This window comes from Nitrospinota bacterium (assembly GCA_027619975.1).
Taxonomy (GTDB): domain Bacteria; phylum Nitrospinota; class Nitrospinia; order Nitrospinales; family VA-1; genus JADFGI01.
In genome coordinates this window covers 41088-54179 of record JAQCGX010000021.1, presented here as the reverse complement: position 1 = coordinate 54179, position 13092 = coordinate 41088, and the positions used below count along the sequence as shown (strand labels likewise).

Sequence of the window (13092 nt, the reverse complement as noted above, 5' to 3'; positions counted from 1 at the left end):
AATGCGATCAGAAAAAATATTTAAATCAAACTGAAATGCATGGTTTCTAATCAATTCGGGTTCATGAGGGTCTTCTATTTTACAAAACGCCTGATGGCGATGAGGGGGGGGCATCCCGCGATAATATTGAGATACGTCGCCCTTTGTCTACGCCAATAATGACGAAAGGATAGCTCAATTTATTAAAAGCTTCAACAGAAGTATTCAGCAACATCAATAAAATAAGCAATAAATTCATTGCGTACCAACAAGAAAGTAATATTTCCTGTCTGCTGCTTTTTTCTCCTGTCAATTATAAATGCTATATTTCCCATGTTCTCGAGGTCGATAGCCTTTACCAAGGTTGTCTTTATTTAGTATAATCAGGCAAACTAAACCAAGGAGATATTTTTTGTTGTGGAATACTGAGGTTGATGCGCGATGGGTTGATATTTATAAAACGCTCCATGAGTTGGGCCTATTAAGGTTTGAAAACCTGTCTACTGCGTCGCAGTATTGGTTCGCCTATGAAAATTTTCTAAAACATGTTTCACCCCAGGATTCTCATGTTTTAGATTGGGGGTCAGGAGATGGTCATTTCAGTTATTTCTTGCTTAGCCAGGGGTTTAATACCCATTCTTTTAATGTGAATACATCCGATGCATACAACCCTGGTGGTTTTCAAATTGCAGAATTTTTAGATTCCAGATTTAAAGATGCATTCCATTACAAAGTGTCTTCCGGAGATCCTGTTCATTTGCCTTATGAGGACGAAACCTTTCATGCCGTGGTATCCATTGGAGTATTGGAACATGTGAGGCAGGAAGGAGGGAATGAAATAGGAAGTCTTAAAGAAATTCATCGGATATTAAAAAAGGGGGGACATTTTTTTTGTTTTCATTTTCCCAACAAATACAGTTGGATAGAAGCTCTCGCCAGGAACATAGCCTCCAAGCACCATCATCCATACCGATTTACAAAAAAGGATATTTATTCTTTAAATCAAGCGGCGGGATTAAGAGTCGAAGAGATTAAAGGGTATGCCGTCCTCCCAAGAAATGAACTTTCTCGCCTGCCGTTAAGCATTAAAAACAACCTATGTGTTGTAAAATCCTACAACGCAGCGGACCATTTTCTATACTCTTTATTGCCCCCGTTCTTTCAAAATTATTATTTCCTGTCAAGAAAGCCGCATTGAACCCAGGTCAAATTGTTTTTTTTCATCATACTTATTCCACTATTCTTTATTTCTAATCAAGGATAGTGGCCAAAATCCAAAAAATAATCACCACAACCCATGAAGGGCTGAACTTCCTATAAATAAAAGTGCTGCTGTCAGAAATAAAAATTGCGGAAAGGAAAAGTTAGCCGTGCTTTTTCAGCATTGATGTTTTCGATACCGATCTTCAATAAAATGCTGAATGCGATCAGAAAAAATATTTAAATCAAACTGAAGTGCATGGTTTCTAATCGATTCAGGTTCAAACCGGTCTTCTATTTTTTCAAAATGATTTACGGCGGATAACAGGGCTTGCGGCGATTGCTCGTAGAAAAATACTCCTGTAGGGCGGTCTGTTTTTTCTTCGCTGATTCCAGTCTCCGGTTTCCAGGTTCCCCTGTCTGGAATCACAGTTTCCAATAAACCACCCTTCGCAAAACCTATAACCGGACGCCCCATCGACTGTGCTTCCAAGGGAGTGATTCCGAAATCCTCTTCCCCGCAAAATACAAACGCCCGACATCGTGCAAGATAGGAACGGATTTCCTCATCAGTCAACCGACCCTTGAACTGGACGTTGGGACCGGCGATGCTCTTGAGATACTTCCCCCTTTGCCCCTCACCTATGATGACGAGAGGACAGCCTAACTGATTAAAAGCTTCAACCGCTAAATCCAACCGCTTATAGGGCGCGAATGCGGAGACGATCAGGAAAAAATCTTCCTTGTGTTCCTTAATCGGAGAATAAAACACACTATCCACAGGGGGATAAATTATTGTGGATTCCTTATCGTAATATTTTTTGATTCGTTTTTGCACATGCCTGGAAATGGCGATAAACTCATCTACTCTTTTACTCGACCGCACATCCCAACGTCTGAGACGAGGGGCAATAAGGCGCATGGCTGTAGAAGTTAATATCCCACTCGATTTTCTATTGAAATACTGGTCATACTGGTCCCAGATATACCTCATGGGAGTATAACAGTAACAAATATGTAAACTCCCTTTTTCAGGAACAATTCCCTTGGCAACACAATGACTGCTACTCAAAACCAGATCATAACCCTTCAGATCGAATTTCTCTATGGCACGCGGCATCAAGAATAAAAAATGGCGGTATTTTTTTTCAATAAAGGGAAGGGACTGCAAAAACGAGGTGTGAATTTTCCTGTTTTCTATTACGGAAGAAACGGAGCCCGGAATATGCAGAAGGGTGAACAGGTCGGCTTCAGGATAAAGCCGGCAGAAAACTTCAAGACATTTCTCCCCGCCCCGCATTCCTGTCAGCCAATCATGAACGAGCGCAATCTTCATTTACAGGGAGGTCATCAAAAACTCGCAGGCGGGAGTTTGTGATGGGATGGAACCGGATTATTGAATTGCATTCAACTGGGCTAATATTTTCCCTTTGACCGCTGAGGGCGGATTATATTTCAGAGCAGACTCTAAAACTTCGATGGCCCGGCTGGCCTCTCCTTTTTTATAATAACTGATGCCCAGCATCAATCTGGAATCGTGCGCTTTGTTTCCACGAGGAAACTGGTTGATAACCGTATCAAATTGCTTGATCGCATTATCATACATTTCCAGTTTGACGTAATTGCTTCCAATCCAGAAAAGAATATTATCCTTCAAGTTCAACGGCGGATTGCTCAAGGCAAAGTTCTGAAACAGGAGAATGGACTCATCATAATTCCCTTTCTGATAAGCCTCCAGGGCTTTATTGTATTCGGCGGGAGTTCCAGGACTTTTTGAGGAAGTTCCACGGCTGACACTGCTTTCAGAATGTGGCATTTTTGTCCCGCCCATTTTCAGTCTGGAAATTTCTTCGTTTAATTGACCTACCTTTAATTTAAGGTCTTCAATCTCAGGTTGCAGGAACTCTGACTGGTTTGTAACAGAAGATAGACTGCCCTCCAATCGCTCCTGAGTTGCACTCACTTTGGGTTCCAAGGTTTGAAGAATTTCTTCCAACTCTCTAACCTTGCTGATCAATGCCTCCTGCTGGTATTGAAGACTTTCCACATCCCCCTTCAACTCTTTAGAGTCGGTGCCCTGTTCAATACTGGAAAAATCCCCGCTACTCTTTTCCGCCAAAGCTCCGTCCTCTGCAAAAAAATCATCATCACCACCGGAACTCTTGGCGGTCTTTGCAGTCTGTTCGTCTTCAAAAGGAAAATCTTCTTCGAAGGCAAGGTCTTCCTCTTCGCTATCCCCAATCCAGGGGATGTAGCTGCACCCATTCAGGACTAACGGGGAGGCCACAAGGAAAACGACCAGAAGACGAAATAATAAATTCTTTGGGGACATGCGTTTCTCCATTATTTTGAGCAAAGGATTGAATAACCCTTAATTATCAATGGATAATATTATACGATTTTATCAGGTCAATACAAATAAAAGAAATTGGAGTTGCGATATTTTTTCAAAAAAAACCTAAAGTTAGGCTTATCGGGCCATCACCGATTTTTTTCGATTCAAAGTTACAAGGCGACTGAGCGCCTGAGCCGCAAAGTTCAACTGTTCTTTAGTGTTTCTCCACCCCAGGCTGAACCGTAGAGAAGATTTGATTCGATCCTCGGGAACCTGCATATTTGTAAGAACATGAGAAGGAAGAGAAGATCCTGAACTGCAAGCCGAACCTGTCGATACGGAAATTCCCTCCACATCAAGACCGATCATCAGAGTTTCCCCGTCCGCATCTTCAATAGAAAGGTTTAAAGTATTAGGAAGAGAAAACTCTTTGTCTCCCAACATTTCAACTCCCGAAAGCAATTCAGTGATCCGTTGGTAAAAATGATTACGTAAATCTTCCAACGCCTTGACGCCGCCCGATTCCAACCGAGCGTTAGCAAGTTCACAAGCTTTACCAAAACCTACAATGCCGGCCACATTTTCCGTGCCTCCCCGTCTTTTCTTTTCCTGATTGCCTCCACATACCGGGGAAAATAAGGCGGGACTCCCTTTTTTAACAAATAACGCTCCCGAGCCCTTGGGTCCGTTCAACTTATGGGACGACATGGAAAGAAAGTCCACGGGAATTTTTTTTATATCAACGGGAATCTTTCCGACACTCTGAACGGCGTCGGTATGAAAATAGACCGAATTTTCCCGTGCAATTTGCCCGATCTTTTCGATCTGTTGCAAGGTTCCCACCTCGCTGTTCGCGTGTTGCAGTGAAATTAAAACGGTGGAATCTTTTAGGGTACGCTGCAATTGCTCAAGGTCAATGCGACCCTTTGGGTCCACTGGCAGGCGATCAATCTGAAATCCCAGATTTTCGAGTTGTTGGCAGGGATTTAGTATGGACGGGTGTTCTATTTCACAGGTGATAATGTGACGACCCTTTTCCTGCTGACTGAAGGCTACACCGAGAAGAGCCAGGTTATTTGATTCGGTTCCCCCGCTGGTAAAAATAATTTCTCCCGGACTGGCCCCAATGAGACCTGCAACTTGCTCCCGCGCCTCATCCAGGAAGACCCTGGCTTTTCTCCCCTCTGAATGGATGCTCGAAGGATTTCCGAAAAATTCCTGCATTACAGGGAGCATGGCATCCAGAACCTCCGGATGCAAAGGGGTGGTGGCGTTATGATCCAGATATATTTTCTGCAAAATGAATTCTCGTACTTTATGGACAAATAGGAGCGGGTCTGAGGATAAGAACTTATTAACCCGCAAATAATAACCGGAATATTAAGGGTATCTCTAAAAATTGACTAAATGCTCCTAATCGTCAATTTAAGGAAATAGCTTTGTTTTAGTGGAACAGGCGACCTGCCCTTAAAGGTTATACGGAAGTGCGGAATTTAATTCCGCCTTTCCAGCCTGTTCGCACGGGCTAGAAAGCCCGTGCCACCAATATAAGAAATCCTTGTACAGTGTTCGATTTCCTGTAATAAACTAATTTTTAGAGATGCCCTTAATAGCTTTCCCGGAGCAATCGACCCACTTTATTTATTTTTTCCTCCAGGGTCTTCTCGTCCGGAACTTCTCCACCATCAGGATCATCTTTTTTAACCCGGGTCAGCGATAAGCTGGTTTGCCAGGCGCCGTGCGCTTCATCATAGTTTTTCAAGGCAAACTGGACATCGCCCAGATGGTCATAAAGAACCGGATCCGGGGAGGTGTAGACCATGGCTTTTTTGATTTCCGTCAACGCTTTTTCCGAATCCCCCTGTTTAAAATAAATCCAGCCCAGACTGTCCAGAAAATATCCATTGCGCGGCTGAATGGAAAGCGCTTTCTTTAAATGCGTCAACGCCTTGTCCAGATACTGCCCTTCCTGGGCATACATATAGCCGATAAAATTATGCGCGTTCGAGTGCATGGGGTTTAATTCGATGGCCCTCTGCATATTCTCTATGGCGTCCGTGTATTTCCCCGACCGCTCCAAAAGAGCCCCCAACTCAAAATAATAGGAATCTTTACTGTCATTTAGGGTAATAGCGGTGCGCATGCTTTCAATGGCAAGATCAAATTTCTCCACAGCCATATAGGCCAGCGACAGCGAGTGGTACAGGGAATCATTTTTAGGTTGAATGTGAACCGCCTTCTCAACCAACAGAACCGCTTCATTGGGTTGCTCGTTCAAACTGTACAAGCGTGCGGTGTAGCGCAAGATATCCACCGACTCCGGGTCCATTTTTCTCAGAATTTCAAATTCATCAATGGCTTTGTCCAACCTTCCCAGAATTTCATAGATTCTGGACATGAGCATGTGCGGTTCTTTCCTGTCCTCACCGATCAGGGCAAGTTGAAATTCATCCAGAGCTTTAAGATAATCCGCCTGCTCATAAAAAATTGCCGCGATATTCATATGAATATCAACCGGGCGGCTCAAATCTTCGGGAACGTCCTGGGAGTCCAGGGGGACTGCTTTTGCCGCAGACGAAATATTCTGCAGTTGTTCAAGATATTTGCGGACTTTTTCATTACGGGGGTCCAACTTAATGAGCAATTTTAATTCCCGGATTGCCTGTTCGGTTATTCCCAGTTTCATTAGAACCCAGGCAAAATGCTCCCTCGCCTGGATAAAGTTAGGTCTTAAGGAAACGGCTTTCCCCAGGCTCACCTGAGCGGCTTCTAAATCGCCTTGACGAATTTGCGACTGGCTCAGAAGATGATAACCCAGAGGGTTCGACGGTTCGGTCAAAACCACCTTCTCGTACATTTCCCTGGCCGGGTCGTATTGTTTGAGAGCGTCGTACACCGTCCCCATGAGCAGATAAGCCCTGGACCCATCGGGGTCCGCCTCCGCCGCCTTGCGGTAATATTTAATAGCGCCGTAATAATCTTTGCGTCCCGCCAGAACATCCGCCAGGATCAGATTGAGGGCGGGGTTATTGGGAAACTGCTCCAAAGAACTCTGGCAAACTTTGAGAAGCTCGTCCAATTGTCCGGACCTGAGAAGCAGAACCGCTAACGTTTCATGCATTTCCTCCACGGTCGGGTCGTGTTTCACCACTTCCCCGTAATGCGAGGCCGCAAGTTCAAATTGCGATTCGCTTTCAGCTTTCAGGGCCAGAAGAAAATGATAATAAGCCCTGGGGTCTTTGGAAGCTTGCGTGGTTTTGTCCGTTTTCACGCTTTTTACGGCATACGATGAAGCAAGGTCACCATCCCTCATTGAAGAAGACTGGCCCAGAGGCAGTGCACTGCAATTGGCGATCATCATCCACCCCGCAAGCACCAACGGCATACTAAAGGTTCTTCTATCCAGAGGAGTGAGGGACTTGGTGAAACTTAAGACTTTTGTCATTTCTTGATTTCCTTTTCCGCATTATCCTTAATGGCCGCTTGGGTTCGGGTTTTCGATGGAGAGGCTGACACGACCTTAAACAGGATCCGCGTTAATTCTCCACAACCTTCCTGCTCTCGCATTTCAGCAATTATTTTTTCTTGCAACGCCTGCAGAGCGGACAACCATTCGTTCCCCGCCACATCGATGTAAAGCGTTTTCGGTGTCACTTTGTTTACTTGCGTGACTTCGGCGATTTCTTTTCCCGCGACGAGCGCCCAGCGGAGCGCCATCAACTCCAGGGAATCCCTGGGATCGACAACAACCTGTTTTAGCGAATGCGAAAGAATCGAGCGAATCCCCGACCAGGGGCGTTGTTGGCTCATCTTAAGTCGACACCTTCAATAATATGAAATACTTCAACCAGTTTCATTTTAACTGCGTTGTCTGGCAAGATCAAAGTTTTATTTTAGTGCTTCCTCTGCAAAAAACCCCAAAAGTATTCCTGCGAGTCCCCTCCCACCACCTTGCTATTTCCAAAGAATTTTCCCGCTAAAAACGTCAGGCGACTTCCTCCGCTTCTTATCCGTCCCCTTTTTACAATCATATTGAAAAATCGCGGGTCACAAAAAATAGCATGATTATGTACAAGTTTTTTATCGGGCCTGTTTTCAATTTAACCCATAGGCTTGAGCAAGAAAATGTTTTATAATGGTGGGCTTATTGACCATTTGAAAAATAGGGCTTTATGACAGAATCTGTCAAACTCACTATTCCCAGTAATTCCAAATACCTGTGCCTTGTCCGCAAGGTTCTGCACCATCTGCTGCTCGACCATCAGGTGTCTGAGGAAACTGCCCAGCGGTTGATCCTGTGTGTCGATGAAGCGTGCTCCAATATCATCAAATACAGTTATGCCGGTTGCCCGGATCAACCGATAGAGATTTGCTTCTCCCTGGCTGAGGATTCATTTCAAGCAAAGATCCGCGACTATGGCAAACAATGCGATTCCAAAGAAATCAAACCCCGGCCTCTCGATCAGATAGAACCGGGGGGCCTTGGAACCTTTTTTATGAATGAAATCATGGATGAAGTCAGTTATTGCACCGATCGTGAAACCGGGACCCTGCTTACAATGAGCAAGCGTCTGAAAAATGAATTAACCTCTTCGCGATAACAAAACAAACATATGTCAATTGAACTTCAATCCATTGAATCTGGCAACGGAACTGCAACCCTCATAATCCAGGGGGAAATTGACATGAGCACCTCGACCCTGGTGCGAACACATTTAACGGATTTATTTAAAAAAAATCAAAAGATGATTGTGGTTGACCTTTCCAACGTGTCCTATATCGACAGTTCGGGCATTGCCACCCTGGTGGAAGGATTGCAATGGAGCCACAGCAACAACACCAAATTCCGGCTCACAAATTTGACCCCTATGGTCAAGGACGTTTTTGAGATCGCCCGTCTGCTGACGGTATTTGAGGTTTACGATTCCCAGGAAGAAGCTCTGAAAGGGGTTTAGCGATAACCACAGCCTTGCAGGTTGAGCGAAGTCGAATTGCAGGAACTGAAAAAACAGGAAGATCAACGTTCCCTGGCCCAAAGCCCGTAGGCGCAGAGATCACCTGACCCTGACAACCCTCATAGAACAGGGGAAATGTCACCCGGTTTCTCAAAACCCTGTTCCTCACAGATTTTCATATCAGCAGTTCACGTTTCAGCCCTATGCGCTCTCACCGTCAGTTACTTACCTTGGGAATACCCAGTCTGGTTTTGTACGCCTGCCTGACCGCGCTCTCCCGGCAGTTCAACTGGGGGGGCGGATATGCGGACCGGCCCATTCTCACCTACCTGGCAATTTATTTCGCTCTGTTCGGGCTCTACGCTTTTGCCTGCAGGAGGGTGATTCAGAAAACCGACTCCTCATCTTCTGCTCTTTGGGTCATCATCGTCTTGGGTCTTCTGTTTCGGGTGGGCATCCTGCCGGCAAACCAGATTCAGGAAGATGACGTTTACCGCTACCTGTGGGACGGCAAAGTGTTTGCCAACGGCATCAACCCCTATAAATACGCGCCGGAGGAAACTGACGATTACCTGTCTTTTAAAATCCAGGACCCTGAAAATTTCGAGAAACGATACGACCTTGAAAGCCAAAAGAACCTTGATCTTCTCAACGGCCTGAAATGGCAAAACGAAAAAGCCTTGAGAACCCTGGAACGGGTCAACCATCCGGACGTTCCCACGATCTATCCGCCCATGGCGCAGTTTATTTTCCGCGCCGTCGCCAGCATCCAGCCAGATAGCATTTTAGCCATGCGGTTGACCTTTTTGCTTTTTGATCTGATCGCTCTTTTTTTCATCATCAAAATCCTTGCGGCTCTCGGCAAAAACCGCAACCTTTGCCTGATTTACTTCTGGTCGCCGCTACTCATCAAGGAAACGTTCAACTCCACCCATCTGGATGTGCTTGGAGTCGCTTTTTTGTGCGCCGCCGTCTATTACCTGATCGTTCATCGTCATCTGCTGGCCCAAATATTATTGGCGTTCAGTTTTCTGGTCAAGCTGTACCCCATCATCCTCCTGCCCCTGTTCCTGCAACAGGCCGCAATCACCAGCAAACAGAACAACGCCCCCATTTGGAAAGCGCCGCTTTTCCTGCTTCTGGTGTTTGGCGGAGGGGTGATCTTATGCTACCTGCCATTCATCGATTCGGGTCTAAAAACCTTCGAAGGTCTGAAAACATTTTCCATCTACTGGCAAAGCAACGACAGCCTGTTTTCCCTGCTGGTTTATTTTTTTGCAGACGTTCTGGGAATGAATCGCGTGGAGGAAACTTTTTTTTCCAACGACCTGCCGACGTTTTTAAGCAAAATCACCGTTGCGGCGATCCTCATCGGCGCCGTCATCTACCTGGGGGTCAGAAAGGGGTTTTTGCAGAAATCAAAAGCCGAGCTGATGCGCGATATTTTTGTTCTCATGAGCCTGGTATTTCTGCTCAGTCCAGTACAAAACCCGTGGTACCTTTCCTGGGTGATCCCTTTCATCTGCCTGTTTCCCTTACGGTCCTGGATTCTCTTGACCGGACTGGCGGGACTCTACTACCTTGATTTTTACTTCGATTATCAGGACATCCCGCAATATTCCTCATGGATTCCCTGGCTGGAATACACCCCGTTTTATATTTATCTCGCGTTTGAGCTTTGGAAAAACCGGACCCGAGAAATAGAAGAACCCCTGACAGCCACGAAATAAAAGGCGACCCCCTAAAGTTTATAGGAATTGTCAAAATTTGACTTAAAAACTATATTGGCATCTGCATAAAGAACCCTGGATAAATCTTGAACCGCAGGAAGAACGCAAACAAGAAAGGCAGTCCATGGCAAACATTACCGTCGCCAAAATAAAAGCAATGTTGAAAGAGGACACCCGGCCTCATTTGATAGACATTGACTTATCCGGTCTCGATCTTTCCGGGTTGGATTTCAGTGGGGTGACCTGCGTAAAAGGCAATTTCAATAAAACCGCTCTGGTAAAAACCAAATTTGAAAATGCCTATCTCTCCGGGTCCAGTTTCAGGGAAGCCGATTTAAACAGCGCCAATTTTAACGAAGCCAAACTGGAAAATACCGACTTCAGCAATTCTAACCTGCTCAATGCTTCTCTCAGCCGGGCGACCTTGACTTCGGCAAAATTCTTCAGGGCAAACCTCACGGAGGCGAGTTTGACTTTTGCCAATCTTGCAGGCGCCAACCTGCAGGGAGCCAACCTGGAAGCCGCTTCATTTTTTGGAGCCGACCTGACCAACGCCGACCTGACCCAGGCCAAAACCGTCAAAGCCACTTTCTCAAAAGCCAAACTGGACGGAGTCATCGGTTACAAGCCATAAAGACAAACCCCGGTCAAACCATCTCCAGAAAAGAACTCACTTTTAGAGCCGGGAAATCTGCATGCCGCCCGGTCCGGTCGATGAGAATCCCATCCACTCCCGCGAGCCTTGCCCCCTTGATGTCCGTCAGCGGTTCGTCGCCGATGTGGCAGGCTTCCTCCGCGCGGACTCCGCTCAATTTTAACGCCTCAGCGAATATCTTTTGATCCGGTTTGGCCGACCCCACCACCGTTGACGCGAGGATAAAATCGAAATGCCGGGCCAGCCCGATATCATCCAGAGTGTCTTGAAGTCGTGAATCCCAGTTCGAAACGACTCCCAAAATAACCCCTCGGCGCTTTAATTTTTCCAGAATGCCCGACTCTAAAACATCTTCATAAACCCGCCAGCAGTCCTTTTTCCGGAACACATCGTAGATCTGCTCGAAATAATTTTCAAAATCCTGCAAACCGCCAAAATGTTCGAACACTTGAAATACAAGATCCCGCCAGAATTTTTTCTCTATCGTCATTCCACTTTGCCGACCCAGCGATTCAATGCCGCCCATCGCGTTCCATTGCAGACGGAATTGCTTGTCCACATCTGCCGCGTCACCGGAAAACCCGTAGCTCCGGGCATGCCGGGTATAAACTTCCCCGACCGATGGATGCACGCGCAGCAGAGTCCCGCCAACGTCGAAAAACACCGCCTTGTATTTGGTTAACATCCAAACCCCTTCCTGCAAAAATTCCACTGCCGTCCACACAACCTACCCGTGGCTTATAGGATGCCTGACATGAGAATGGAGGTCTTTAAAAATTTACAACCGCATTAAAAAATTTTTATCACTATCCTTCAACTTTTTGTCAACCAATACAAATTTCAATTTTATCCTTGCCCTGAAGTTTGATACGTTAAATGAAACAACATCCCAGATTGCGGATTCATTTCAATATAGAACTGCCGAGGTTCTTCCTGCTCAAGGTTTGCCAGATAATTAAAATACCCGTTCAAAAGGTGGTTGAAAAGTCTCTGCAAGTGAAAGGGAGGAAAATCCAATGGTGGGGGGTGTGCTGATCGTACTGCTTTTCACGACAGAGGCCTCCGCCGATAAAATCCTAATGAAAAACGGAGACCGTTTCCAGGGAACCGTACAAACAATGAAGGGCGGTGTCCTGACGCTGGCAACGGGTTATTCCGAAACCATTCAAATACAAACTTCCGAGATCAAAAAGATCCTTACCGCAAAGCCCGCCAAAATTGTTCTCAACAACGGCAAAACCATCAAAGGACGGTTTCTGCCCTCCACCCCCGGTCAAATCAAAGTGAAATCCCCGTCAGGCAGAGGCTATGCCCTCATTAACAGCAACCCCGGAACCGGCGTGAGGAAAAACGACGTCAATTGGATTCTCTCTCTGGGCTATGCCTTCTGAGGGAAAGATTCCGAGTCCCACCCCGTTCAGTAGCGCAATCGTTCCATCAACCGTAAATATCGCGATGGCGCCCGAAATAATCAAGAGCGTGTTCGTACTCTTCCTGCGTGTCGATTTCAAAACAACCCGGCTGGGTCGTGCTCCAGGCCGCAAGGTCCACGTCACGAGCAAATTCGGTGAACGGGATTTCCCAGAGAACTTTCTCGTACTCGGCTTCGTGTTGCTCGTACAAATCCACAAATCGATTCACGTTGACTGCTGAGAGTTTAAAAAACCCGATCGCTTCCCCGCCAAACGCAAATCCGTTTTTCTCTTCCTCGGTGAAATGCCGTTTGGTGATAAACGCATGAATGTCCCCGGATGCCTTCAACAACGCCTTCGATGATTCTTCGTCATCAATTTCTCCGGGAGTCAACGCGAAAGAAGTCGGGCCTGACGCCCGCACATAATCGATTAAAATCCGCCGCGGGTAAAGAACATCTCCATCCAGAATGAGGACATCACCTGAGCATTGCCTGAGCCCCATTACCATCGAAAGCGTGTTTCCGGTGGTTCGATAAACCTTGTTATCGATGAATTCGATGGGCAACTCGAGCTGTAAGCCCCGAACATAGCTCTCAACCTTCTCTTTGTTGTGCCCCAGAATCAGGTGCGTGCGTTCGATTCCCAGTTCCTGCAAACAGGAAAGGTGGCGGGAAAGAAGAGTGCCGCCGCTGAAAGGCAATAACGCTTTGTGGGGAATGTCCTGCCGGTTCAGGCGCGACCCGTATCCGGCTAAAAGAATAATTGCTTCCATAAGTTGACTGGTATTGATCTCCAGGAAGAAATGACAATGCCTGGATCAGAA

General features: G+C 46.2%; 13 protein-coding genes. 6 read left to right on the top strand and 7 right to left on the bottom strand.

Annotation, left to right across the window (positions count from 1 at the left end; translation table 11 throughout):
• Positions 1-391: 391 nt before the first annotated feature.
• Positions 392-1177, top strand: a complete 786-nt coding sequence (locus tag O3C58_08895; GenBank protein ID MDA0691970.1) for a class I SAM-dependent methyltransferase — start codon at positions 392-394, stop codon at positions 1175-1177.
• Between the two features lie 180 nt (positions 1178-1357).
• Here O3C58_08895 and O3C58_08890 read toward each other — a convergent pair whose 3' ends face one another.
• The 5 genes from O3C58_08890 to O3C58_08870 form a co-directional block, all read right to left on the bottom strand.
• A complete protein-coding gene (locus O3C58_08890) occupies positions 1358-2515 on the bottom strand; it encodes a glycosyltransferase (protein MDA0691969.1) in 1158 nt (385 codons plus the stop codon).
• A 57-nt stretch (positions 2516-2572) separates the two neighbouring features.
• Positions 2573-3511: a tetratricopeptide repeat protein gene (locus tag O3C58_08885; GenBank protein ID MDA0691968.1), complete on the bottom strand. Its 939-nt coding sequence runs from the start codon at positions 3509-3511 to the stop codon at positions 2573-2575.
• Positions 3512-3649: 138 nt separating this feature from the next.
• Complete coding sequence (locus O3C58_08880; GenBank protein ID MDA0691967.1) at positions 3650-4813, bottom strand: cysteine desulfurase family protein; 1164 nt, start codon at positions 4811-4813, stop codon at positions 3650-3652.
• A gap of 307 nt (positions 4814-5120) precedes the next feature.
• Positions 5121-6959: a tetratricopeptide repeat protein gene (locus O3C58_08875; GenBank protein MDA0691966.1), complete on the bottom strand. Its 1839-nt coding sequence runs from the start codon at positions 6957-6959 to the stop codon at positions 5121-5123.
• Complete coding sequence (locus tag O3C58_08870; protein ID MDA0691965.1) at positions 6956-7324, bottom strand: DciA family protein; 369 nt, start codon at positions 7322-7324, stop codon at positions 6956-6958. The genes O3C58_08875 and O3C58_08870 overlap by 4 nt, the downstream gene beginning before the upstream one ends.
• A gap of 362 nt (positions 7325-7686) precedes the next feature.
• On the opposite strand from O3C58_08870, the gene O3C58_08865 reads away from it, so the two are divergent.
• From O3C58_08865 to O3C58_08850, 4 genes are all read left to right on the top strand, one after another.
• Positions 7687-8115, top strand: coding sequence for an ATP-binding protein (locus O3C58_08865; GenBank protein MDA0691964.1), 429 nt, complete (start codon positions 7687-7689; stop codon positions 8113-8115).
• 12 nt (positions 8116-8127) lie between these two features.
• On the top strand, positions 8128-8469 hold the full coding sequence (locus tag O3C58_08860) for an STAS domain-containing protein (protein MDA0691963.1): 342 nt from the start codon (positions 8128-8130) through the stop codon (positions 8467-8469).
• Between the two features lie 230 nt (positions 8470-8699).
• Positions 8700-10199: a glycosyltransferase 87 family protein gene (locus O3C58_08855; GenBank protein ID MDA0691962.1), complete on the top strand. Its 1500-nt coding sequence runs from the start codon at positions 8700-8702 to the stop codon at positions 10197-10199.
• A gap of 124 nt (positions 10200-10323) precedes the next feature.
• The gene (locus tag O3C58_08850; protein MDA0691961.1) at positions 10324-10833 is read left to right on the top strand and encodes a pentapeptide repeat-containing protein; all 510 of its coding nucleotides are present in this window, start codon (positions 10324-10326) and stop codon (positions 10831-10833) included.
• A 13-nt stretch (positions 10834-10846) separates the two neighbouring features.
• Here O3C58_08850 and O3C58_08845 read toward each other — a convergent pair whose 3' ends face one another.
• Entirely contained in the window at positions 10847-11539 is a 693-nt protein-coding gene (locus tag O3C58_08845) for an HAD-IA family hydrolase (protein MDA0691960.1), read from the bottom strand.
• 343 nt (positions 11540-11882) lie between these two features.
• On the opposite strand from O3C58_08845, the gene O3C58_08840 reads away from it, so the two are divergent.
• Entirely contained in the window at positions 11883-12245 is a 363-nt protein-coding gene (locus O3C58_08840) for a hypothetical protein (GenBank protein ID MDA0691959.1), read from the top strand.
• 46 nt (positions 12246-12291) lie between these two features.
• Here O3C58_08840 and O3C58_08835 read toward each other — a convergent pair whose 3' ends face one another.
• Positions 12292-13041 carry an NTP transferase domain-containing protein gene (locus tag O3C58_08835; protein MDA0691958.1) on the bottom strand — a complete coding sequence of 250 codons (750 nt, stop codon included), beginning with the start codon at positions 13039-13041 and terminating at the stop codon, positions 12292-12294.
• Positions 13042-13092: the final 51 nt, after the last annotated feature.